Source organism: Micromonospora narathiwatensis, from assembly GCF_900089605.1.
Lineage (GTDB): Bacteria > Actinomycetota > Actinomycetes > Mycobacteriales > Micromonosporaceae > Micromonospora > Micromonospora narathiwatensis.
Genome location: NZ_LT594324.1, coordinates 844,324 through 867,431, shown reverse-complemented (window position 1 = coordinate 867,431; position 23,108 = coordinate 844,324). Strand labels below are relative to the sequence as shown.

Here is a 23,108-nt window from a genome sequence, read left to right as displayed (position 1 = left end):
AGTGTGCATGATCCGACCGTCGACGCGGCGAGGCTCAGGGAGCGAGGAGTTCGGTGACCCCGCGCAGCCGGGTACGCAGCAGGCCGGCGGCGCGGGAGGAGTCGAGGCGTACCTCGGCGGGGCGCTGCACCCCGGCGGCGACGGCGGTCGTGGTCTTCAGTCCAGCCGGGTCGAGCCCGGACTGCCGGGCGACCAGGAGACCCAGCTCGGCGCGGCTCACCGGGTCCGGCCCGGCCACGTTGAGCGGGCCGGCGTAGTCGGCGGGCACCAGTTCCAGCACGGCAGCGGCCAGCTCCGACACGTCGATCGGGCAGCGAAGCTCGTCGCTGAACAGGGTCGCCCGGCCGGCGAGCGCGTCGTGGCAGAGCGCGATCTGTTTGCTGCCCTCCCCCACGATCAGCGAGGTCCGCACCAGTACCGCGCCCGGGTCGATTGCCCGGACCGAGGTCTCCGCTGCCGCCTTCGCCGCCCCGTACGCATAGATCGGGGTGGGGACCTCGTCATCGAGATAGGGTGCCGGCCGCCCGCCGTGCAGCGCGTCGCTGGACAGGTGCACCAGCCGCGCCCCCACCTCGGCGGCGGCGTACGCGACGTGGGCCGCGCCGTCGGCGGTGACCGTCCAGTCGTCGAACCGGTACGGGGTGCTGATCACGGCGTCGGGGCGTACCTCGGTCAGCAGCGCGCGCACGGCGGCGCGGTCGGTGACGTCGAGCCGGCGTGGCGCGACCCCGGGGACCGTGACGGCCGCCGAGTGGTACGTGCCGACGACCCGACCGCCCGCCGCGACCGCCTGCCGGCAGACCTCGGCGCCGAGAAACCCGCTCGCCCCCACCACCAGCAGCGTCATGCGTCCTCCGGAAAGGGAAAGGCCCGCGCCATCGTGACGCGGGCCTTTCATCAAATCAGGATCAGGTCGGGTCGGCGACCGGCGCGGCCGGGCCGGCGGTGCCGGCGTGCGGCCCGGTCGGCGCCTTCGGCTTGGCGTCGACGCCCGCCTCGGCGCGCTGCTGCCCGGTGATCGGCGTCGGTGCGCCGGTCAGCGGGTCGAACCCGCCCCGGGTCTTCGGGAACGCGATGACCTCGCGGATCGAGTCCGCGCCGGCGAGCAGCATGCAGATCCGGTCCCAGCCGAAGGCGATGCCGCCGTGCGGCGGCGGGCCGTACTTGAACGCCTCCAGCAGGAAGCCGAACTTGTCCTGCGCCTCCTCCGGGGTGATGCCGAGCAGCTCGAAGACCCGCTGCTGCACGTCGCCCCGGTGGATACGGATGGAGCCGCCGCCGATCTCGTTGCCGTTGCACACGATGTCGTACGCGTAGGCCAGGGCGCGGTCCGGCGCCTCCTCGAACCGGTCCACCCACTCCGAGTTCGGCGAGGTGAACGGGTGGTGCACCGCCGTCCAGCCGCCATCGTCCGTCTTCTCGAACATCGGCGCGTCGACCACCCAGCAGAACGCCCAGGCGCTCTCGTCGATCAGGTTGGCCCGCTTGGCGATCTCGATCCGGGCCGCGCCGAGCAGTTCCTGCGCCTCCCGGGTGTCGCTGCTGGCGGCGAAGAAGATCGCGTCGCCGGGCTTGGCGCCGGCGGCGTCGGCCAGGCCGGCCAGGTGCGCCTCGGAGAGGTTCTTGGCCACCGGGCCGCGTGCCTCGCCGGTCTCCGCGTCGAGCACCACGTACGCCAGGCCCCGCGCGCCGCGCGCCTTGGCCCAGTCCTGCCAGCCGTCCAGCTCCTTGCGGCTCTGCGCCGCGCCGCCCGGCATCACCACCGCGCCGACGTAGCCGCCCGCGTCGATCGCGCCGGCGAACACCCGGAACTCGGTGCCGCGCAGGTAGTCGGTCAGCTCGGTCAGCTCGACGCCGTAGCGCAGGTCCGGCTTGTCCGAGCCGTACCGCGACATGGCGTCGTGCCAGGTGATCCGCGGGATCGGCCGGGGGATCCGGTAGCCGGCCAGGTCCGCCCAGAGCGCCGAGACGATCGACTCGCCGAGTTCGATGACGTCGTCCTCGGCGACGAAGGACATCTCGATGTCGAGCTGGGTGAACTCGGGCTGCCGGTCGGCGCGGAAGTCCTCGTCCCGGTAGCAGCGGGCGATCTGGTAGTACCGCTCCATGCCACCGACCATGAGCAGCTGCTTGAACAGCTGCGGCGACTGCGGCAGCGCGTACCAGCTGCCCGGCTGGAGCCGCACCGGCACCAGGAAGTCGCGGGCGCCCTCCGGGGTGGAGCGGGTCAGGGTGGGGGTCTCGATCTCCAGGAAGTCCCGCTCGTGCAGCACCTTCCGGGCGATCTGGTTGGCCCGCGAGCGCAGCCGCAGCGCCTTCGCCGGGCCACTGCGGCGCAGGTCCAGGTAGCGGTACTTGAGCCGGATGTCGTCGCCGGCCTCGATCTGGTCGTCCACCGGCAGCGGCAGCGGCGCCGCCTCGGAGAGCACCTCCAGCGCGCTCGCGGTGACCTCGACCTCGCCGGTGGGCAGGTCCGGGTTCTCGTTGCCCTCGGGGCGGCGGGTCACCTCGCCGGTGACCTTCACGCAGAACTCGTTGCGCAGCGCGTGCGCGTCCTCCTCGCGGAAGACCACCTGGGCCACACCCGAGCCGTCGCGCAGGTCGACGAAGATGACGCCGCCGTGGTCGCGCCGGCGGGCCACCCACCCGGCGAGCGTCACCGTGGTGCCGGCGTCCGTCGCGCGCAGGCTGCCGGCGTCATGGGTACGGATCACGACTTGCGTCTCCTCATCGCTGAACGGTCTGCCCCCGCATTCTGTCAGCTTGTCGGGGGGCGTCCCGCACCACCCGGCAACCCCGGGCCGCCCGCCTCCCGCGTCCGGGCTGTTCCAGGCGGTCTCACCTGCGCCGCCGCCGGGTCTCGTCCGCCTCGGACAGCACCGCCAGCCGGTCCCCGTACGCGGAGCGGGCCGCCGGTCGCCCGGCGGCCCGCTCGTGGGGGTCGATCAGTAGACGCTCACGCCGTAGGCGCTCAGCGCGGTGGTGACCGGCTGGAAGTAGGTGGTGCCACCGCTGGAGCAGTTGCCGCTGCCGCCCGAGGTCAGGCCGAGCGCGGTGGTGCCGGCGAAGAGGGAGCCGCCGCTGTCGCCCGGCTCGGCGCAGACGGTGGTGCGGATCAGGCCGGAGACGCTGCCCTCGGCGTAGTTGACCGTGGCATTGAGCGCGGTGACCGAGCCGCTGCGCAGGCCGGTGGTGCTGCCGGAGCGGTAGACGGTCTGGCCGACGTACGCGTTGCCGGCGGCGGTGATGTCCTGGTAGCTGCCGTTGTACAGGTAGACGTTGCCCGGCTGGACGGTGCTCTGGTTGCTGTACTTCACGATGCCGTAGTCCCGGCCCGGGAAGTAGGTGCCGGCACGGGTGCCGAGCAGCGAGGTCTGCGAAGAGTTGCTGTACCAGTTGGAGGCGATGTTGGTGCAGTGCCCGGCGGTGAGGAAGTAGTAGACGCCGGAGCTGCTGCGCACGTTGAAGCCGAGCGAGCAGCGACCGCCACCAGCGGCGTAGATGGCGTTGCCGCCGGAGATGCGGGTGCTCAGCACGCCGGCCTCGGCCTCGATCCGGACCGTGCCGCCGGTACGGGCGGCGGCGGCCTTGACCCGCTCCAGCTTGGCGCCGGTGATGGTGCTGTCGACGGAGACCACGACCTGGTTGGTGGTCGCGTCGACCCACCAGGCGGTGCCCGGGATCTTGGCGGACCGCTCCAGCTCGTCGGTGGCCGCCTTCAGCTTGTCGGCGCCGCGGGTGACGAGCTTCGGGGTGGCGCCGGCGGCGCGGACCTGGCGCGCGGCCGCGGCGTCGGTCACCGCGACGATCATCTTGCCGTTGCTGTCGGCGTACGCGCCGGCGGCGCGGTCGCCGAGCTTGGTGGCCAGGTCGGCCGCGGCGTCGGGGGAGGCGGGCGAGGCAGGGGCCGCCTGGGCGGGTACGCCGAGGAGCGAGCCCGTGACCAGGGCGCCGGCCACGGCGATGACGGCGGCACGGCGGAGCGAGGACCTCGTGGGTCGCATGTAACAACCTCCAAGGAGGGGGTGACGGGCGGCGTCACACGGAGGCCGCCCGAGGACAACCGGCCGACCTGGGGGAGCCGGCCGAGTGACCAAAGTATTCACACATTTAAGATCATAAGCAAGCGGCACTTTTGCCCGGATTGGGCCCGCTCGAAAAGCAATCAGTACGCAACATTATGGACACAGAGCGTCATCTATGCGCGTCCCGTACGGGTCAGCTCCGGCGGCGCGCACCCGGGCCCGGCCGGGGCAGCAGGTCGCGCGGTTCGGTGACCTCGTGCCCCTCGGCGCAGCGCAGCGCGACCCGGACCTCGGCCCCGCAGTCCCGGTGGGCGACCGTCAGCGGCGAGCCGTCCGGATCGGCCAGGTAGCGGTCGCCCCAGCCGAGCACCGCCACCAGCACCGGCCACAGATCGAGCCCCTTGTCGGTGAGCCGGTACTCGTGCCGCAGCCGGCTGCCCGGCTCCCGGTACGGCTCCCGGCGCAGCACGCCCTGCTCGACCAGCATGGCGAGCCGGCCGGTGAGCACCTGCCGGGGGATTCCGGTGCGCACCCGCATGTCGTCGAAGCGGCGTACGCCGTTGAAGACCTCGCGGAGCACGACCAGGGTCCACCGCTCGCCGAGGATCGCCATTGCGCGGGCGATGGTGCAGTTCTCCACCGACCAGTCCAGTGCCGCGGGTCTCATGCCGACCAGGCTAGGTCTGATTGACAGACTCAGCAACGCGCTGCGAGCCTGGGTCCATGACACAGACGCAGGACCGTAGCCGCACCTTCTCCTGGTCCGACCCGCTGGCCGGGGCCGCGCACATCGGTCGGCGCAGCGGCCTGGAGCTGCTGCGCGCGATGATGGCCGGGGAGCTGGCCGCGCCGCCGGTCATGCACCTGATCGACATGGCCCGGCTGGAGGCCGAGGAGGGCCGCGTCACGGTCGAGCTGGTGCCGCAGGAGTTCCACTACAACCCGCTCGGCACGGTGCACGGCGGGATCATCTCCACGCTGCTCGACACCGCCGCCGGCTGCGCCGTCCACAGCACGCTGCCGGCCGGCGTCGGCTACACCTCGCTGGACCTGAACGTGAAGTTCCTCCGGCCGGTGACCGTCGAGAGCGGCCGACTGCGCTGCGAGGGCACGGTGCTCCAGCGCGGCCGCCGCACCGCCCTCGCCGAGGCCCGCCTGACCGACGCGAAGAACCGCCTAACCGCCCACGCCACCTCCTCCTGCCTCCTCCTCCCCCTCAACCCCCCGACCTAACCCCACCCCTCCCCACCCCTCCCCCCTCCCCCCTCCCCCCTCCCCCCTCCCCCCCTCCCCCCTCCCCCCTCCCCCCTCCCCCGCGATCTTGCAGTTTCGGTCTGCGGGAAGCGGCCTTCGCGGCTTTTGCCCAGGCAGAAAGTGCAAGATCGCCGGGGTGGGGTGGGGACGGGGGGTGGTTAGGGGGTGGGGGTGAGGCGGGCGGCTCGGGCGGCGCGCTTCTCTTCGAAGCGGGTGGCGTGCGTCTCCAGGGTGTCCAGGTGGGCGGCGATCTGGTCGCGGGCGCGTTCGCCGTCGGCGTTCAGGCCGGTCGCCTCGAAGAGGTTCCACTGGCGCAGCACCGGGACGACCACCTCGTCCCGGTGGAGGCGCAGGTCGTAGATGCCGGCCAGGGCGATGGCCACCGACTTGCGGGCGAAGCCCTCGATGCCGACGCCCGGCATCTGGAAGTCGGCCAGCACGTCGGCGACCGCGCGCATGGCCTGGCTCGGCGCCAGCTCGAAGGCCGCGCCGAGCAGGTTGCGGTAGAAGACCATGTGCAGGTTCTCGTCGGCCGCCACCCGGGCCAGCAGCGCGTCGCAGATCGGGTCTCCGGCGGCCCGGCCGGTGTTGCGGTGCGAGATCCGGGTGGCCAGTTCCTGGAACGAGACGTACGCCAGCGAGTGCAGCACCTCGTCGCCGTGGGTGTTGTGGTAACCCGCCGACATGTGCACCATCCGGGCCCGCTCCAGCGCCACCGGGTCGACCGCCCGGGTCACGGTCAGGTAGTCCCGGATCGCGGTGCCGTGCCGCCCCTCCTCGGCGGTCCACCGGTGCACCCAGGTGCCCCACGCGCCGTCCCGGCCGAAGAGCGTGGCGATCTCGTGGTGGTACGAGGGGAGGTTGTCCTCGGTGAGCAGGTTGACGATCAGCGCGGTGCGGGCCACCTCGGGCAGCTTCGTGTCCGCCTCCGTCCACGGCTCCCCGCCGAGCGGGCCGTCGAAGGTACGCCCCTCGCTCCACGGCACGTACTCGTGCGGGAACCACTCCTTCGCCAGCGAAAGGTGCCGGTCGAGGTTCTTCTCGACCACGGGTTCGAGTTCGAGGAGAAGGGCGGTCTGGCTGAGCACGGTCACAAGGTTCTCCCTACGGTGGCGTAAGTTACGCCACCGTAGGTCGAATCGTCGTCAAGCGCCAGTCGGAGCGGGACCCACCAGCGGCGTCAGGTCGGCCCGGGCCGGCATCCACTCGCCCGCCACGGCGGCCACCTGCTCGCCCGAGCGGATGTCCTTCACCTCGTCGCCCTCGGCACCCGGGAACCAGACGTACGGGATGCCGCGCCGCTCGGCGTACCGGATCTGCTTGCCGAACTTGGCCGCGCTCGGCGACACCTCGGTGGGTACGCCCCGGGAGCGCAGCGCCTCGGCGACCCTGTTGCTCGCCGGCCGCTCGTCCTCGCTGTTGACGGCCACCAGCACACAGGTCGGCACGCTACGGGACACCGACAGCGCCTCGGTGCCGAAGAGCAGGCCGAGCAGTCGGGTCACCCCGATCGAGATGCCCACGCCGGGGAACCGGACGTTGCCCGAACTGGCCAGGTTGTCGTACCGGCCGCCGGAGCAGACCGAGCCGAACCGCTCGTACCCGATCATCTGCGTCTCGTACACCGTGCCGGTGTAGTAGTCCAGGCCACGGGCGATACGCAGGTCGGCGACGCAGAGGCCGGGCGAGTGCGCGGCGGCGGTCTCCACCACCGTGACCAGCTCCGCGATGCCCTCGTCGAGCAGCGGATCGGTCACCCCGAGGGCGCGCACCGCGTCGGCGAAGGAGGCGTCCGGCGCGGAGATCTCGGCCAGCGCCAGGCACGCCTTGGCCTGCGCCTCGCTCGCCCCGGCGGTCTCCGCCAGCAGCTCGGCCACCCTCGCCGGGCCGATCTTGTCGAGCTTGTCGACCGCGCGCAGCGCCGCCTCCGGGTCGGTCAGCCCGACCCCCCGGTAGAAGCCCTCGCAGATCTTGCGGTTGTTGACCTGGATCCGCACCGGCGGGATCGGCAGCGAGCGCAGCGCGTCCCCGATCACCAGCGGCATCTCGGCCTCGTAGTGGGCCGGCAGGGTGTCCCGGTCGACGATGTCGATGTCGGCCTGGAGGAACTCGCGGTAGCGCCCCTCCTGCGGGCGCTCACCCCGCCACACCTTCTGGATCTGGTAGCGGCGGAACGGGAACTGCAGCTTGCCGGCGTTCTCCAGCACGTAACGGGCGAACGGCACGGTCAGGTCGAAGTGCAGGCCGAGCGCGTCGTCGCCGGTCGCGCCCGCCGGGTCGGCCTGGAGCCGGCGCAGCACGTAGACCTCCTTTGCGGTATCCCCCTTCCGCAGCAGCTGGTCCAGCGGCTCGACCGAACGGGTCTCCAGGGGGGCGAAGCCGTACAGCTCGAAGGTGGCGCGAATTCGATCGAGCACAAACTGCTCGATCATCCGCTGCGGCGGGTTCCACTCCGGAAATCCAGAAATGGGCGTGGGCTTACTCATGACGCTCCTTCAAGACCCGCGCTCGCGGCGCGGGAAGGTCGAAAGGCGGCGCTACAGGCCGCGGGTGGGCGCGGCCGGGCGCGCGCCGCCGGTCCCCGCCACCTCGACGAGGTACGGGTTGGTCGCGCGCTCGCGGCCGATGGTGGTCGCGGGGCCGTGGCCGGGCAGGACGACGGTGTCGTCGGCCAGCGGGAGGACCTTCTCCCGGAGGCTGGTCAGCATGCGGGGCATGCTGCCGCCCGGCAGGTCGGTGCGGCCGATCGAGCCGGCGAAGAGCACGTCACCGGAGAGGCAGATCTGCTCGGCCTCCCAGGGCGAGCCGGCGCCGGGCATCCGGAACAGCACCGACCCGCCGGTATGGCCGGGGGCGTGGTCGACGGTGATCTCCAGGCCGGCGAGGGACAGCGTCGCGCCGTCGGTCAGCTCGGCCACGTCGTCCGGCTCGGTGTACGGCAGGCGACCGCCGAAGAGCTGGGTGAGATCCATCGAGAGCGCCTTGGCCGGGTCGGCGAGCAGCTCCCGGTCGTCCGGGTGGACGTACGCGGGGATGCCGCGCGCGCCGCAGACCGGGGCCACGGAGAAGGTGTGGTCGAGGTGGCCGTGGGTGAGCAGCACGGCGGCCGGGTGCAGGCGGTGCTCGGCGAGCACGGCGTCGAGCCGGTCCAGCACCCCGATCCCGGGGTCGACCACCACGCACTGCTCCCCCGGCGCGGTCGCCACCACGTAGCAGTTGGTGCCGAAGGCGTCCGCGGGAAAGCCGGCCACGAGCACGTCCGCTCCCCTTCCGTTCGAGTCGTCGTCCCCGTCAGCAGCCTAGTCGCCCGGACCATCGGGTTTCGCCGGCACATACGCCCCAGGGGCCTCACCGGTCCACAGCGAGAACGTCCGAAAAATCTTGGACCGAACCTCGTACACCACTTTCCCAGCCGGTGGCCGTACACTCTGGCGGGCGTGTGGCGTGGCGCACCTGCAAACCGACGGGGCGGACAGCGCCGGGCGCCGGCGAGGACCAGGGTAGAGGAAGGGGAGCACGGGTGGCTTCCAGCAGGGACCGGCAGCGCAAACTGGCGCGGGCCAAGCTCGACCGGCAACTCGCCCGGCGGGCCGCCGCCGCGAAGCGCCGCCGGCAGATCCAGGCCGGGGTCGGCGCCGCCGTGGTGCTCGCGCTGATCGTGGTCGGTTCGGCGTGGGCGCTCGGCGCGTTCGACTCGAAGCCCGAGCCGAAGGCCGCCGAGGACGTCTGCCTCTGGACCCCGCAGGACGCGAGCGCCAACACCAACCTCAAGGACGTCGGCACCCCGCCCACCACCGGCCTGCCCACCGACGGCACCCGGACGATGACGGTCACCACCGACCAGGGCGGCCCGATCACCGCCGAGTTGGACGTCGCCTCGGCGCCGTGCGCGGCGGCGAGCATCTCCTACCTGGCCGGCAAGTCGTTCTACGACAACACCAAGTGCCACGAGATCACCACCGAGGGCGCGCTGCACTGCGGCGACCCGAGCGGCACCGGCCTCGGCGGCCCGACCTACTCGTTCTACGACGAGAACGTGCCCACCGCGCCGGAGGCGAGCCCGTCCGCCTCGCCGGCGCCGGAGCAGCCCGCGGCGTACCCGAAGGGCACGGTCGCCATGGTCGCCAACCCGCCGGGGTCCAACGGCAGCCAGCTCCTGATCTTCTTCAAGGACTTCAAGACCGACACGCCGAAGTACCCGATCATCGGCAAGATCACCGGCGGGCTCGACGTGGTGGAGAAGATCGGCGCCCTGGAGACCGTGGACAATGGGAACGGGGCCAAGGTCAAGCCGAAGACGGACGTGGTGATCCAGAGCCTCACCGTCGGCGAGCCAGGCGCCGCGCCGGCGGCGAGCCCCAGCGCCGGCTGACCCCGACCGCCCCACACACACCCCAGCAGCGGCAACGTCCGCGCCCGAGAAACACCGTAAGGAGTGACCGTGACGTCCACCAGGGAGCGGCAGCGCGCGGCGGCGCGGGCCCGACTCGAGCGGGAGATGACCGAGCGCGCCGCCAAGGCCCGCAAGCGCCGGCAGACGCAGGCCATCGTCGGTGCCGCGGCGGTGCTGGTGCTCGTGGTCGCCGGCACGGTGTGGCTGGTCACCTCGCTCGGTGGCGACGACGACAAGCAGAACACCGCTGCCACCGAGGGCTACTCGCAGTGCGTCTACACCGAGGTCCCCAAGGAGGGACGCCCCGCACAGATCAAGGACGTCGGGCTGCCGCCGAACCAGCAGGACAACAAGGGCAGCCAGACGATGACGATCGACACCAACCTCGGCCCGATCACCGCGAAGATCAACCGCGACCAGGTGCCCTGCACCGCCGGCAGCTTCACCCACCTGGCCAGCAAGGGCTTCTTCGACAACACCAAGTGCCACCGGCTGGTCACCGAGGGCATCAAGGTGCTCCAGTGCGGTGACCCGAGCGCGACGGGCAAGGGCTGGCGGGACACCGACGGCACCGGCGGCCCGAGCTACAACCTGGCCGAGGAGAACCTGCCCACCGACAAGCGCCCGCCGTACCCCGAGGGCGTCATCGCGATGGCCAACTCCGGCCAGCCCGGCAGCACCGGCAGCCAGTTCTTCATCGTGTACGGCGACTCCCAGCTCGACCCGAACTACACCGTGCTGGGCACCATCGTCGGCGGTATGGACGTGGTGAAGCAGATCGCGGCGGCCGGTGACGACGGCGCGTACGCCCAGCAGGCCGGGGGCGGGCACCCGAAGAAGGAGGTCGTCATCAACAAGCTGGCGATGAGCGACATCCAGGGCGGCTGACCCGCGCCACGGACACGAAAAGCGCCCGCCGGCTCCAGCCGGCGGGCGCTTTCGCGTGCGTGCTGCCTCAGGCCCCCGAGGTGACCCGGTACGCGTCGAAGACGCCGTCGACCTTGCGGACGGCGGCCAGCAGGTGCCCGAGGTGCTTCGGGTCGGCCATCTCGAAGCTGAACCGGCTCACCGCCACCCGGTCCCGGGTGGTGGTGACGGTGGCGGAGAGGATGTTGACCCGCTCGTCGGAGAGCACCCGGGTGACGTCGGCCAGCAGCTTGTGCCGGTCGAGGGCCTCCACCTGGATGGCGACCAGGAAGGTCGACGCGGAGGTGAGCTTCCAGCTCACCTCGACCACCCGTTCGCTCTGCGCCTTGAGATCCTCGGCGTTGGCGCAGTCGTCCCGGTGCACGCTCACCCCGCCGGAGCGGGTGACGAAACCGAAGACGGCGTCCGGCGGCACCGGCGTGCAGCAGCGGGCCAGTTTGATCCAGACGTCGCTGACGCCCCGGACGACCACACCCGGGTCGTGGCTGGACGCCCGACTGCGCGGCGGCCGGGTGGCGACGGCGGTCTCGGCGATGTCCTCCGCCGCGCCCTCCTCGCCGCCGTACGTGGCCATCAGCTTCTGCACCACCGACTGGGCGGAGACCTGGCTGTCGCCGACCGCCGCGTAGAGCGAGGCGACGTCGGCCAGGTGCAGATCCCGGGCGATCGCCATCAGCGCGTCCGGGGTGAGCATCCGCTGCAACGGCATGCCCTGCTTGCGCATCGCCTTGACGATCGAGTCCTTGCCGGCCTCGATCGCCTCCTCGCGCCGCTCCTTGTTGAAGTACTGGCGGATCTTGGTGCGGGCGCGCGGGCTCTTGACGAACCCGAGCCAGTCCTGCGTCGGGCCGGCCGTGTCGGACTTCGAGGTGAAGATCTCGATCACGTCGCCGTTGGACAGCGTCGATTCGAGGGGCACCAGCTTGCCGTTGACCCGCGCGCCGATGCACTTGTGCCCGACCTCGGTGTGCACCGCGTACGCGAAGTCCACCGGCGTCGACCCGGTCGGCAGCGGGATGACGTCACCCTTCGGGGTGAAGACGTACACCTCCTGGCTGGACAGGTCGAAGCGCAGCGCGTCGAGGAACTCGCTCGGGTCGGCCGCCTCCCGCTGCCAGTCCAGCAGTTGGCGCAGCCAGGTCATCTCGTCGATGTGCGCCGGCGGGCCGACGACCGGCGTGCCCTTGTGCTCCTTGTACTTCCAGTGCGCGGCGATGCCGAACTCGGCGGTGCGGTGCATGGCGTACGTGCGGATCTGCATCTCGACCGGCTTGCCGGTGGGCCCGATGACCGTCGTGTGCAACGACTGGTACATGTTGAACTTGGGCATCGCGATGTAGTCCTTGAACCGGCCCGGCACCGGCTGCCAGTTGGCGTGGATGACCCCCAGCGCCGCGTAGCAGTCCCGCACCGTGTCGACCAGGATCCGCACCCCGACCAGGTCGTAGATGTCGTTGAAGTCGCGCCCCCGCACGATCATCTTCTGGTAGATCGAGTAGAGGTGCTTCGGCCGACCGGTGGTCTCCGCCTTGATCTTGGCGGCCTTCAGGTCGGTCGACACCTTCTGGGTCACCTGGCGCAGCAGCGCCTCCCGCTGCGGCTGGTGCTCCCCGATCAGCCGGTTGATCTCCTCGAACCGCTTCGGGAAGAGGGTGCCGAAGGCGAGATCCTCCAGCTCCCACTTGATGGTGTTCATACCCAGGCGGTGCGCCAGCGGCGCCAGGATCTCCAGCGTCTCCTTGGCCTTCTGCTCCTGCTTGGGGCGGGGCAGGAAGGTGAGGGTACGCATGTTGTGCAGCCGGTCCGCCAGCTTGATCACCAGGACCCGCGGGTCCTTGGCCATGGCGACCACCATCTTGCGGATGGTCTCCGCCTTCGCCGCGTCGCCGAGCTTGACCTTGTCGAGCTTGGTCACGCCGTCGACCAGCAGGGCCACCTCGCCGCCGAAGTCGGCGCGCATCTGGTCGAGGGTGTATTCCGTGTCCTCGATCGTGTCGTGCAGCAGCGCCGCGACCAGCGTGGTGGTGTCCATCCCCAGGTTGGCCAGGATGGTCGCCACCGCGAGGGGGTGGGTGATGTACGGGTCACCGGACTTGCGGTACTGACCCGAGTGCCAGCGGGCGGCGGTGTCGAACGCCCGCTGCAGCAGCCGGGCGTCGGCCTTGGGGTGGTTCTCGCGGTGGGTGGCGATCAGCGGCTCCAGCACCTCGCTGACCTGGGAGGTCTGCCACGGTGCGTTGAACCGGGCCAACCGGGCGCGTACCCGACGCCCGGTCGGGGCGTTGGAGAGGGCGAAGCCACCGCCGGCGGGAGACTCCCCCACGCCGTCGGCGCGCAGCGGCACCACGACCGCCCCGCCGCCGTCCGCCCTGGCCTCGGGCCCGCCGTCGGAGCCGGTCACCCGGGTCGGCACGTTGCCGTTCTGCCCGGTCGCCGAGCCGTCCGCGTCGCCTGTCGGGTGCACCGTGCCCTCCACCGGAGGGGCGACATCGTGGGACACCGGCCTCCTCACCGCTCGCCGGGATGCGCCGGCCGTCCGGCCGACGTTCTGTTCAACCGGCCCGGGGGCCGGCCTTGTTCCGCGCCGGCCGCCCGTCGACGTGGACCGCGCCGGCCCGCCGGGGACCTCGCGGTCCCGGCGCACCCGCGCGCCGCGCCGGCCGCCGGCCGGTGGTCGCGCCGCCGGACGGTCGCCCGCCCGGTCAGCAAAGGGCAATGCTACCCGCACGCAGGGTACGCCGCCCCTCCGCCGGACGGACCCCGTCGGGCCGGTCCAAGGCTCAAACGGTCAGCAGTGCATGGACCGGACGCGGGGCGAGCCGCTCACGCCCGTCGAGGAAGCCCAGCTCCAGCAGGACGGTGAAGCCGGCGACCGTACCGCCGGCCCGCTCCACCAGGTCGAGGGTGGCCTCGGCGGTGCCGCCGGTGGCGAGCACGTCGTCCACCACCAGCACCCGGTGACCGGCGGTGAAGGCGTCCTGGTGCACCTCCAGGGTCGCCTCGCCGTACTCCAGCGAGTAGGAGGCGGCGTGCGTGGCGCGGGGCAGCTTGCCGGCCTTGCGCACCGGCACCACCCCGACCCCGGAGGCGTACGCGATGGCCGCGGCGAGCACGAACCCGCGCGCCTCGATGCCGGCCACCGCGTCGAACGAGTCCCGCCCGTGGTACGCGATGATCCCGTCTATCACCTCACGGAACACCGCACCGTCGGCGAAGAGCGGCATCAGGTCCTTGAACATGACCCCGGGCTGCGGGAAGTCCGGCACGTCCAGCACCCGGCTGGCGACCAGCTGGGCGACCTCCGGGCCGCTGTCTCCCCGTACGCCGGTGGTGTGGGTCTCCGTCACGGTGCGTCCCATGTCCCTTCGAAACGACGACGGCGTCCGTCATGCCGCTCGCACAGCATGACGGACGCCGTCCGGCCGATTCCTACCGGGTCTCCCCGGTCAGGTCGGAGTTCCCCGGGTCAGCGGCGCTTCGCGCCGCCGGGCCGGTTGCCCCCGCCGCCGGGGCGACCGCCCCGGGCGCCGGTGGAACGCTTGCCGACCGGCCGGGCGCCCACCTTCGGGGCGGCCCCGGCGAGGGCGGCCGCCTCCGGGTCGATGACGTCGTCGCCGGCCACCACGGCCCGCGGCGCGCCCTTCGGGGCGACCTCGCCCCGGGCGATCGCGCCCCGGCGGGCCAGCACCCGCTTGTTGTGCGCGTTGATCCGCGGGTCCTGGTTCTTCAGCAGCACCAGCGCCGGGGTGGCCAGCAGGATCGAGGTCAGGAACGCCACCGCCATACCGACGAAGAGCACCAGGCCCAGGTCCTTCAGCGTGCCCGCGCCGAGCAGGCCCGCGCCGATGAAGAGCAGACCGCCGACCGGGAGCAGGGCGACCACCGAGGTGTTCAGCGACCGCATCAGGCTCTGGTTCAGCGCCAGGTTGGACGCCTCGCCGTAGGTCGTGTTGTTGTTCGCGGTGATGCCGCGGGTGTTCTCCTGGACCTTGTCGAAGACCACCACCACGTCGTAGAGCGCGAAGCCCAGGATGGTGAGGAAGCCGATGATCGTCGACGGGGTGACCTCGAAGCCGACCAGGGAGTAGATGCCGGCGGTGAGGACCAGGTTGGTGAGCAGCGAGGCGATCGCGGCGATCGCCATCCGCCACTCGAAGCGCAGGATCAGGTAGATCGCCACCACCGCGATGAAAATCAACAGACCGAGCAGGGCCCGGGAGGTGACCTGGCTGCCCCACGCCTCGGAGACCTGGCTGCCGCTGATCTGGTCGGCGTTGATGCCGAACTCCTGGGCCATCTCGGCCTTGACCGCGTTGGCCTGCTCGGCGCTGAGCTGCGCGGTGCGCAGCTCGTAGTACTCGCCGCTGGTGCTGCCGACCTTCTGCGCGGTGACCACGGTGATCCCGCCGCCCTGGGCCTGCAGCGCCGCGTTGACCTTCTCCTCGGCCTGGTCCAGGGTGCCGACGCTGGCCGGCACCTGGAACGAGTTGCCGCCGGCGAACTCGATGCCGAGGCTGAAACCGCGGAACGCGAAGCTGAACACGGCGACCAGCACCAGCAGACCGGCGACGCCGAACCACAGCTTGCGCCGGCCGACGATGTTGAGATCGGCCTCGCCCCGGTAGAGCCGGGACGCCAGACCAGTCTTAGCCATCTCAGGCCTCCTTGACGCGCGGGTTGCGAGCGGTGGCCTGCTCGGCCGACCGGACCGGCAGGGCCCGACCGAGACCGCTGACCCGCGGGGACAGGAACGCCCGGGTCCGGGCGAACATCGTCATGATCGGGTGACGGAAGAGGAACACGACGACCAGGTCGAGGACGGTCGCCAGGCCGAGCGCGAAGGCGAAGCCCTTCACCGCGCCGACCGAGACGATGTAGAGCACCACGGCGGACATCAGGGTGATGGCGTTCGCCGAGATGATCGTCCGGCGGGCCCGGATCCACGCCCGCGGCACCGCACTGCGCGGGCTGCGGCCCTCCCGGATCTCGTCCTTGAGCCGCTCGAAGTAGATGACGAACGAGTCCGCCGCCACACCGAGCGAGACGATCATGCCGGCGAGGCCGGCGAGGGTGAGGGTGAACCCGATCGACCGGCCGAGCACCACCAGGGAGCCGAAGACCAGCAGGCCGGAGAGCACCAGGCTGAGGAAGATGACCGAGCCGAGCAGCCGGTAGTAGAAGAACGAGTAGATGATGACCAGCAGCATGCCGATGCCGGCCGCGAGCAGGCCCGCCTTGAGGTGGCTGTCGCCCAGGGTCGCGGTGACGTTCTGCTGCTCCTGCGGCACGAAGGTCACCGGCAGGGCGCCGTAGCGGAGCTGGCTGGCCAACTGGTTGGCGCTCTTGCTGTCGAAGTTGCCGGTGATCTGGGAGTCACCGGTCAGCACGCCCTGGATCTCCGGGGACGAGACGATCTCGTTGTCCAGCACCACGGCGACCCGGCACTTGCCGTCCTGGCCGAGCGCGGTCTGGTCGCACGCCTGGCCCTCGTTGTTGTACGACTCGCGGGTCAGCGCGGTCCACCGCTCCTGGCCCTTGCCCGTGAAGTTCAGGCTCACCACCCAGGCGCTGGCCTGGTCGAGCTGGGCGGACGCGTTCTTGACGTCGGTGCCGACCACCTTCGCCACGTCCAGCAGGTACTTGGCACCGGACTCGCAGGCGACAGCCTTCTGCTTCTCGTCCTTGATCGACGCCGGCGGCCGCTTGTCGAGCTGGGCGCAGGTGATGGTCGGGACGTTGAACTGCATGTCGACCGGCAGCACCGCGATCTCCTGCGGGGAGAGGGTGCCGAACGGCTTGAGCTTCTCGGCCAGCGCCGGGTCGGCGGTCAGGTCGGCCGGGGCCTGCAGGCCGGTGGCGGCGGACCAGGCGTCCGCGCCGACCTTCTGCTCGACGGCCTTGCGCTGCTCCTCGACGGTCTGCGAAACCGGCTCCTCGCTCGCGCTCGGGCTCGCGGTCGGCTCGGCGGCGCTCGCCGAGGCCGACGGGGTCGGCGTGGCGCTGGCGCTCGGCGCCGGGGCCATGCCACCCTGCCCGCCGGTGCTCGGCGAGGCGGTGGCCTTCGGCGCGGCGCTGCCGGACGGCGTCGCGCTGCCCGACGGGGCCGGCGTGGCGCTGCCCGACGGCTCCGGGGTGGCGCTGGCGCTCGGGGCCGGCGCGACGGTGGCGCCGCTGCCGTCGGTGGCCTTGAGGACCTTGCGGAAGCGCAGCTCGGCGGCGCTGCCGACGTCGGTCAGGTCCCGGTTCTCACCGGGCAGGGAGATGACGATGTTCCGGTTGCCCTCGGTGACCACCTCGGCCTCGGCCACGCCGTACGCGTTGACCCGGCTCTCGATGATCTGGCGCGCCTCCTCGAGGTTGGCGGCCGTCGGGGGCTTGCCGTCCACGCTGTTGGTGGCCTCAAGCGTCAGCCGGGTGCCGCCGACCAGGTCCAGGCCGAGCCGGGGCTCCAGCCGGTCCTTCCAGCCACCGCTGGCACCGCCCGAGAAGAACACCAAGAGATAGAGGACGACAAAGATGAGCCCGAGCACGGCGAGCTGCCGTCCGGGGCGCATCTGTCCCTGAGGTGGTGCCACGGCTGTCTTGTCTCCCTGTACGGTCGCACCGCTGGGCAGCGGCGACGAAGATCGGGCCGGGGGTGTCCGCCCGACTGGTTGGGTGGGCCGGCACCGTCCACCGACACGCCTCCAGGGGTGACGACGCGGCGACGCCGGAGGAAATTCCCGCGTGCCGGCGTCGGGCGCCGACCCAACTATCCACTTGTGGCGCTGAATCCGCTGCCCCGTACGGGGCCGGCGGTCATTCCTTGACCGGCTCCGCGTCCTCGGTGACCGGCTCGATCGTCTCGGGGCGCTCGGCCTGCTTGACCACCCGGGCGACCGCCGGGCGCGCGTACCGGGTCTGGACGCCCGGGGCGACCTCCAGCAGGACGGTCTCGTCGTCCACGCCGGTGACCGTGCCGTAGAGCCCGCCGATGGTGACGACCTCGTCGCCCGGGGCAAGCGTGTTCTGCATCTGCTCGGCCTCGCGGCGCCGCTTCTGCTGGGGGCGGATCATCATGAAATACATGACGCCGAAGAGCAGAGCGATCATCAGGATCGGCGTCAGGCTGCCGGCTCCCCCACCACTCGCTGCTGCGTAAAGCACGGTTTCAGACCTTCCCATTGGCCTCCGCGCCGCCCCGCCAGGGGGCGCCGGAGCGGAGGCGGATTCTCACGTCCTGTACAGACCGCGGCGAAGTCTAGTCCCTGCACCTGGGAAGACCGAATGCGGCACAGATCACGTTCGGATCACGGCTGGTCGGCCTGGGCGGAGAAAAGATCGGGCGCGGAAGGGGTATCGGTACCAAATGTACCATTCGGCGGCGTACGCCCCAGGTGGTGCCAGGCAGCCTCGGTGGCCACCCGCCCCCGGGGCGTGCGGGCCAGCAGGCCGGCCCGCACCAGGAAGGGCTCGCAGACCTCCTCGACCGTGTCCGGCTGCTCCCCGACCGCCACGGCGAGGGTGGAGAGGCCGACCGGACCACCCCGGAACGAGTCGACCAGCGCGGTGAGCACCGCCCGGTCGAGCCGGTCCAGCCCGAGCGCGTCGACGTCGTACACGGTGAGGGCGGCCCGGGAGGTCTCCAGGGTGACCACCCCGTCGGCCCGGACCTCGGCGAAGTCCCGGACCCGGCGCAGCAGCCGGTTGGCGATCCGCGGGGTGCCCCGGGAGCGGCCGGCGACCTCGGCCGCCCCCTCGTCGGTGATCGGCACCCCGAGGATCCGGGCCGAGCGGCGCAGCAGCACCTCCAGCTCGGCCGGGGTGTAGAAGTCGAGGTGGGCGACGAAGCCGAACCGGTCCCGCATCGGCCCGGTGAGCAGGCCGGAGCGGGTGGTCGCGCCGACCAGGGTGAACGGCTCCACGTCGAGGGGAATGGCGGTGGCCCCGGGCCCCTTGCCGACCACCACGTCGACCCGGAAGTCCTCCATCGCGCTGTAGAGCAGTTCCTCGGCCGGCCGGGCGATCCGGTGGATCTCGTCGATGAACAGGACGTCGCCCTCGGCGAGGCTGGTCAGGATGGCGGCCAGGTCGCCGGAGCGCTCGATCGCCGGGCCGCTGGTCACCCGGATCCCCGAGCCCAGCTCGGCCGCCACGATATTGGCCAACGTGGTCTTGCCGAGGCCAGGCGGCCCCGAGAGAAGGATGTGGTCGGGCGGCGAGCCCCGCCGCATCGCACCCTTGAGCAGCAGGTCGAGCTGGTCCCGGACCCGGTGCTGGGCGATGAACTCGTCCAGGCGCTTCGGCCGGACGCTGGCCTCCGCGTCCCGTTCCGCGTCGCTGACGTACGCCGAGACCAGGTTCTCCCCCGTCATCGCTTGCCTTCCATTCGCGACTGCGAGGCTCGCGAACCCGGCTCAGGCGCGCACTCCGGCCCGGCCGCGTCCCACGCGAGCCGCCCCGGAACGCGCGTCCCCGCGCTCATCACCGGGTCCGACCCAGGAGGCGGATGGCCTGCTTGAGCAGGACCGGCACCGGCGGGGTCGCCCCGTCGACGGTCTCGGCGACCGCGGCGACGGCCTGCTCGGCCTGGGCGGCCGTCCAGCCGAGCCCGACCAGGGCCTGACGCACCTGCTCCGGCCAGCCGCCCGCGGTGACCCCGGCGGCACCGTCCGGCCCGACCGGCACCGGGCCGATCCGGTCGCGCAGTTCGAGGACGAGGCGCTCGGCGCCCTTCTTGCCGATCCCGGGCACCCGGGTCAGCGCTGCGGTGTCGGCGTTGGCGATGGCCTTGCGCACCGCGTCCGGGGTGTGCACGGCGAGCACCGCCTGGGCCAGCCGGGGGCCCACCCCGCTGGCGGTCTGGAGCAACTCGAAAAGCTGCTTGGCGTCGTCGTCGGCGAAGCCGTAGAGGGTGAGCGAGTCCTCGCGGACGACCAGGCTGGTGGCGAGCCGGGCCGGCTGGCCGACCCGCAGCTCGGCGAGGGTGCCGGGGGCACACTGCACCGCCAGGCCGATGCCGCCCACCTCCACCACCGCGTGGTCCGGACCGGTCGCGGTCACCGTGCCACGCACGCTGGCGATCATCCTCGGATCCCTCCTCGTCGGGCCCGTTCGGCGGCGGCGGCCAGCTTGGACCGGGTGCCGCCGCGCCAGACATGACAGATGGCCAGGGCCAGCGCGTCGGCCGCGTCGGCGGGCCGGGGCGGCTCGGGCAGCCGCAACAGCCGGGTGACCATCATGGTCATCTGCGCCTTGTCGGCCTGACCGGACCCGGTCACCGCCGCCTTGACCTCGCTCGGGGTGTACGTCTGCACCGGCAGCCCGGCCCGCGCCCCGGCCAGCACGGCGATCCCGCTGGCCTGGGCGGTGCCCATCACGGTGCGGACGTTGTGCTGGCTGAACACCCGCTCCACGGCCACCGCGTCCGGCCGGTGCTCGGCGACCAGGTCGGTGAGCGAGCGGTCCAGGTGCAGCAGGCGCAGCGGCAGCTCGTCGGCCGGGTCGGTGTGGACGACGTAATAGGCGACCAGCGTGCAGGGTCGCCCCGGCACGCCCTCGACCACGCCGACCCCGCACCGGGTCAGCCCCGGGTCGACGCCGAGCACCCGCACGCCGCCTCCTCCCCGACCGCCAGCAGTACGTGTGTTCGACACCCTACTGGTACGCCCTGACACGCGGCCGGGTGGACACGCCGGGAGCCGGCGGACCCGAGGTACGCCACACACCGAGCCGGTCGAGTATGTGTCGCCGCCCCATGTGCCGCCGGCCACAAGGCTCGTAACTTTTTGCGCCATGACGGCAGAACCCGTGGCGGTCCCCCACGTCGTACGCGTCGACCTGTCCGGTCGTAACGCCCTGGTGACCGGTGGTGGCAGCGGCATCGGACGGGCCTGCGCCCTGCGCCTGGCGGCCGCCGGCGCGGCCGTGCTGGTGGTCGACCGCAACGCGGAGGCGGCCAAGGCGGTGGCCGCCGAGGCGGGCGGCCGGGCCGAGGGCATCGACCTGGCCGACGCGGCGGCGGTGGACCGGCTCGACGCGAACATGGACATCGTGGTCAACAACGCCGGGTTGCAGCACGTCGCGCCGGTGCAGGAGTTCTCCACCGAGCGCTTCGAGTACCTGCACCGGGTGATGGTGGAGGCGCCGTTCCTGCTGATCCGGCGGGCCCTGCCGCACATGTACGCGCAGGGCTGGGGCCGGATCGTCAACATCTCCTCGGTGCACGGGCTGCGCGCCTCGCCCTACAAGGCGGCGTACGTGTCGGCCAAGCACGCCCTGGAGGGGCTGTCGAAGGTGGTGGCGCTGGAGGGCGCCGCGCACGGGGTGACCGCCAACTGCATCAACCCGGCGTACGTGCGGACGGCGCTGGTGGAGAGCCAGATCGCCGACCAGGCCGCCACGCACGGCATCGGCGAGGACGAGGTGGTCGAGAAGATCATGCTGGCCCGGGCGGCGATCAAGCGGCTGATCGAGCCGGAGGAAGTGGCGGAGTTGGTCGCGTACCTCTGCGCGCCGCCGGCCGCGTTCATCACCGGTGCCTCGATCGCCCTCGACGGGGGCTGGACGGCCAACTAGTGGCCGCGCGCACAATGTCGGTCATGTCGTCGCCGGTCGAGTTCCTGGAACTGCTGGCCCGGGAGGCCGCCGCGGTCGAGTTCGAAGGGCCGCTGGTCGCGGCCCGGGCCGCCGGCCTGCCGGCCGAGCGGCTGGCCGAGTTGGAGCAGGCGAAGGTGGTGGCGCTGCGGGTCCGCGCGCTGCTGGAGCGCCGGCGCCGCCGGGAGACCGAGCTGTCCGGCCTGTACGACACGGCCAGCGACCTGGCCGGGCTGCGCGACCTGGACGACGTGCTGCGGGCGATCGTGCACCGGGCCCGGATCCTGCTCGGCACCGACGTGGCGTACATGACGCTCAACGACGAGGAGCGCGGCGACACGTACATGCGGGTCACCGACGGCTCGATCTCGGCGCGGTTCCAGCGGCTGCGGCTGGAGATGGGCGACGGCCTGGGCGGGCTGGTGGCCCAGACCGGCACCCCGTACGTCACCGCCAACTACCAGGAGGACGCCCGTTTCCGGCACACCGGGGAGATCGACGACGGGGTCGGCGAGGAGGGCCTGGTGGCCATCCTCGGCGTACCGCTGCGGCTCGGGTCCAGCGTGATCGGCGTGCTGTACGCGGCCAACCGGTCGGCCCGCCCGTTCGCCCGGGAGGAGGTGTCGCTGCTGGTCTCCCTCGCGGCGCACGCGGCGGTGGCGATCGACACCGCCCGGCTGCTCGCGGAGACCCGCTCGGCGCTGGCGGAGCTCTCGGCCGCGAACAGCACGATCCGGGCGCACAGCAGCTCGGTGGAGCGGGCCGCCGCCGCGCACGACCGGATGACCGGCCTGGTGGTACGCGGCGGCGGGATGGAGGACGTGGCGGCGGCGGTCACCGACGTGCTCGGCGGGGCGCTGCTGGCGCTGGACGCCGAGGGGCGCCGGCTGGCCCGGGTGGGCGAGATCGAGGAGCCGGACCGGGCGGACATGGTGGAGGCGGTGGCCGCGTCCCGTACCGAGGGGCGCAGCGTCCGCCGGGGTCCGCTCTGGTACGCCGCGGTGGTGGCCGGCGCGGAGAACCTGGGCGCGCTGGTGCTGCGCCCGGACGGCGAGCTGGTCGACGCCGACCAGCGGATTCTGGAGCGGGCCGCGCTGGTGACCGCGCTGCTGCTGCTGTTCCGGCGGACGGTGGCGGAGGCGGAGGGACGGGTCCGGGGCGAGCTGCTGGACGACCTGATCGCCCGACCGCTGCGGGACACCGACGCGCTGCGCAGCCGGGCCCGCCGGCTCGGGGTGGACCTGGACGCCCCGCACGTGCTGGTGGCGGTCGGCGACGATGCCATCGCCGCGACCGGCTCGGCCCGGCAGCGGGTGCTCTCCTGGGCCACCACGTACGCCTCGACCCGGGGCGGCCTGGCCGCGGCGCGGGACGGCCGGGTGGTGCTGATGCTGCCCGGCAGGGACGCCGGCGGCGCGGCGCGCGCGGTGGCCCGCGACCTGTCCCGGGTCACCGGCCGGCCGGTGACCGCCGGGGCGAGCGGGCCGTCGACCGGCCCGGCGTCGCTGGCCACCGCGTTCGCCGAGGCGGAACGCTGCCTGACCGCGCTGGGCGCGCTGGGCCGCGCCGGCCAGGGCGCGAGCACGGCCGAGCTGGGTTTCGTCGGGCTGCTGCTGGGCGCGGTCGGCGACTCGGGCGACCGGGACGTGGCCGGGTTCCTCACCGCGACGGTGGGACCGGTGGTCGACTACGACGCCCGCCGGGGCACCGCGCTGGTGAAGACGTTGGAGGCGTACTTCGGGATGGGCGGCAGCCTGGCCCGCGCGGCCGAGCTGCTACACGTACACGTCAACACGGTGACCCAGCGGCTGGAGCGGGTCGGGCAGCTGCTCGGCGCGGACTGGCAGAAGCCGGAGCGGGCGCTGGAGGTGCAGTTGGCGCTGCGGCTGCACCGGCTGCGCACACCCGCCGACTGAGCCGACGCCGAGCAGCGC

At 72.4% G+C, this 23,108-nt stretch carries 20 protein-coding genes; 5 read left to right on the top strand and 15 right to left on the bottom strand.

Going from position 1 to position 23,108, the window contains the following annotated elements; translation table 11 throughout:
* Nucleotides 1-34: 34 nt before the first annotated feature.
* The 4 genes from GA0070621_RS03935 to GA0070621_RS03920 form a co-directional block, all read right to left on the bottom strand.
* Complete coding sequence (locus GA0070621_RS03935; protein ID WP_091191662.1) at nucleotides 35-847, bottom strand: sugar nucleotide-binding protein; 813 nt, start codon at nucleotides 845-847, stop codon at nucleotides 35-37.
* 61 nt (nucleotides 848-908) lie between these two features.
* The gene (aspS, locus tag GA0070621_RS03930; RefSeq protein WP_091191660.1) at nucleotides 909-2,714 is read right to left on the bottom strand and encodes an aspartate--tRNA ligase; all 1,806 of its coding nucleotides are present in this window, start codon (nucleotides 2,712-2,714) and stop codon (nucleotides 909-911) included.
* A 231-nt stretch (nucleotides 2,715-2,945) separates the two neighbouring features.
* On the bottom strand, nucleotides 2,946-4,004 hold the full coding sequence (locus GA0070621_RS03925; protein WP_091191658.1) for a S1 family peptidase: 1,059 nt from the start codon (nucleotides 4,002-4,004) through the stop codon (nucleotides 2,946-2,948).
* A gap of 214 nt (nucleotides 4,005-4,218) precedes the next feature.
* Nucleotides 4,219-4,692 carry a winged helix-turn-helix transcriptional regulator gene (locus tag GA0070621_RS03920; RefSeq protein WP_091191657.1) on the bottom strand — a complete coding sequence of 158 codons (474 nt, stop codon included), beginning with the start codon at nucleotides 4,690-4,692 and terminating at the stop codon, nucleotides 4,219-4,221.
* Nucleotides 4,693-4,748: 56 nt separating this feature from the next.
* On the opposite strand from GA0070621_RS03920, the gene GA0070621_RS03915 reads away from it, so the two are divergent.
* Nucleotides 4,749-5,258: a PaaI family thioesterase gene (locus GA0070621_RS03915; RefSeq protein WP_091191655.1), complete on the top strand. Its 510-nt coding sequence runs from the start codon at nucleotides 4,749-4,751 to the stop codon at nucleotides 5,256-5,258.
* Nucleotides 5,259-5,437: 179 nt separating this feature from the next.
* Here GA0070621_RS03915 and GA0070621_RS03910 read toward each other — a convergent pair whose 3' ends face one another.
* The 3 genes from GA0070621_RS03910 to GA0070621_RS03900 are packed head-to-tail and all read right to left on the bottom strand — an operon-like array spanning nucleotide 5,438 to nucleotide 8,536.
* Complete coding sequence (locus tag GA0070621_RS03910) at nucleotides 5,438-6,373, bottom strand: acyl-ACP desaturase (RefSeq protein ID WP_091191654.1); 936 nt, start codon at nucleotides 6,371-6,373, stop codon at nucleotides 5,438-5,440.
* 51 nt (nucleotides 6,374-6,424) lie between these two features.
* The gene (gene hisS, locus GA0070621_RS03905; protein WP_091191652.1) at nucleotides 6,425-7,765 is read right to left on the bottom strand and encodes a histidine--tRNA ligase; all 1,341 of its coding nucleotides are present in this window, start codon (nucleotides 7,763-7,765) and stop codon (nucleotides 6,425-6,427) included.
* 51 nt (nucleotides 7,766-7,816) lie between these two features.
* Nucleotides 7,817-8,536 carry an MBL fold metallo-hydrolase gene (locus GA0070621_RS03900; RefSeq protein WP_091191651.1) on the bottom strand — a complete coding sequence of 240 codons (720 nt, stop codon included), beginning with the start codon at nucleotides 8,534-8,536 and terminating at the stop codon, nucleotides 7,817-7,819.
* Between the two features lie 263 nt (nucleotides 8,537-8,799).
* Between GA0070621_RS03900 and GA0070621_RS03895 the strand changes: the two genes are divergently transcribed.
* Nucleotides 8,800-9,651, top strand: coding sequence for a peptidylprolyl isomerase (locus GA0070621_RS03895; RefSeq protein ID WP_091191649.1), 852 nt, complete (start codon nucleotides 8,800-8,802; stop codon nucleotides 9,649-9,651).
* Nucleotides 9,652-9,720: 69 nt separating this feature from the next.
* Nucleotides 9,721-10,560 (top strand): peptidylprolyl isomerase, encoded by an 840-nt coding sequence (locus GA0070621_RS03890; RefSeq protein WP_091201972.1) that lies wholly within the window; start codon nucleotides 9,721-9,723, stop codon nucleotides 10,558-10,560.
* Between the two features lie 67 nt (nucleotides 10,561-10,627).
* On the opposite strand, the gene GA0070621_RS03885 is transcribed toward GA0070621_RS03890, so the two are convergent.
* The 8 genes from GA0070621_RS03885 to ruvC all read right to left on the bottom strand — a co-directional run bounded on the left by GA0070621_RS03885 (nucleotide 10,628) and on the right by ruvC (nucleotide 20,192).
* Entirely contained in the window at nucleotides 10,628-13,099 is a 2,472-nt protein-coding gene (locus tag GA0070621_RS03885) for a RelA/SpoT family protein (RefSeq protein ID WP_091191648.1), read from the bottom strand.
* A gap of 280 nt (nucleotides 13,100-13,379) precedes the next feature.
* A complete protein-coding gene (locus GA0070621_RS03880; protein ID WP_091201970.1) occupies nucleotides 13,380-13,946 on the bottom strand; it encodes an adenine phosphoribosyltransferase in 567 nt (188 codons plus the stop codon).
* A 119-nt stretch (nucleotides 13,947-14,065) separates the two neighbouring features.
* The gene (gene secF / locus GA0070621_RS03875; RefSeq protein ID WP_091191646.1) at nucleotides 14,066-15,253 is read right to left on the bottom strand and encodes a protein translocase subunit SecF; all 1,188 of its coding nucleotides are present in this window, start codon (nucleotides 15,251-15,253) and stop codon (nucleotides 14,066-14,068) included.
* A gap of 1 nt (nucleotide 15,254) precedes the next feature.
* The gene (gene secD, locus GA0070621_RS03870; RefSeq protein WP_167666565.1) at nucleotides 15,255-17,174 is read right to left on the bottom strand and encodes a protein translocase subunit SecD; all 1,920 of its coding nucleotides are present in this window, start codon (nucleotides 17,172-17,174) and stop codon (nucleotides 15,255-15,257) included.
* A gap of 223 nt (nucleotides 17,175-17,397) precedes the next feature.
* Nucleotides 17,398-17,745 (bottom strand): preprotein translocase subunit YajC, encoded by a 348-nt coding sequence (yajC, locus tag GA0070621_RS03865; protein ID WP_197673944.1) that lies wholly within the window; start codon nucleotides 17,743-17,745, stop codon nucleotides 17,398-17,400.
* A gap of 143 nt (nucleotides 17,746-17,888) precedes the next feature.
* The gene (gene ruvB / locus GA0070621_RS03860) at nucleotides 17,889-18,953 is read right to left on the bottom strand and encodes a Holliday junction branch migration DNA helicase RuvB (RefSeq protein WP_091191641.1); all 1,065 of its coding nucleotides are present in this window, start codon (nucleotides 18,951-18,953) and stop codon (nucleotides 17,889-17,891) included.
* Nucleotides 18,954-19,062: 109 nt separating this feature from the next.
* On the bottom strand, nucleotides 19,063-19,665 hold the full coding sequence (gene ruvA / locus GA0070621_RS03855; protein WP_091191639.1) for a Holliday junction branch migration protein RuvA: 603 nt from the start codon (nucleotides 19,663-19,665) through the stop codon (nucleotides 19,063-19,065).
* Nucleotides 19,662-20,192, bottom strand: coding sequence for a crossover junction endodeoxyribonuclease RuvC (ruvC, locus tag GA0070621_RS03850; protein ID WP_091191637.1), 531 nt, complete (start codon nucleotides 20,190-20,192; stop codon nucleotides 19,662-19,664). The genes ruvA and ruvC overlap by 4 nt, the downstream gene beginning before the upstream one ends.
* A gap of 181 nt (nucleotides 20,193-20,373) precedes the next feature.
* On the opposite strand from ruvC, the gene GA0070621_RS03845 reads away from it, so the two are divergent.
* Nucleotides 20,374-21,156 (top strand): 3-hydroxybutyrate dehydrogenase, encoded by a 783-nt coding sequence (locus GA0070621_RS03845; protein WP_091191635.1) that lies wholly within the window; start codon nucleotides 20,374-20,376, stop codon nucleotides 21,154-21,156.
* 14 nt (nucleotides 21,157-21,170) lie between these two features.
* A complete protein-coding gene (locus GA0070621_RS03840; RefSeq protein WP_091191633.1) occupies nucleotides 21,171-23,090 on the top strand; it encodes a helix-turn-helix domain-containing protein in 1,920 nt (639 codons plus the stop codon).
* The last annotated feature ends 18 nt before the right edge of the window (nucleotides 23,091-23,108 follow it).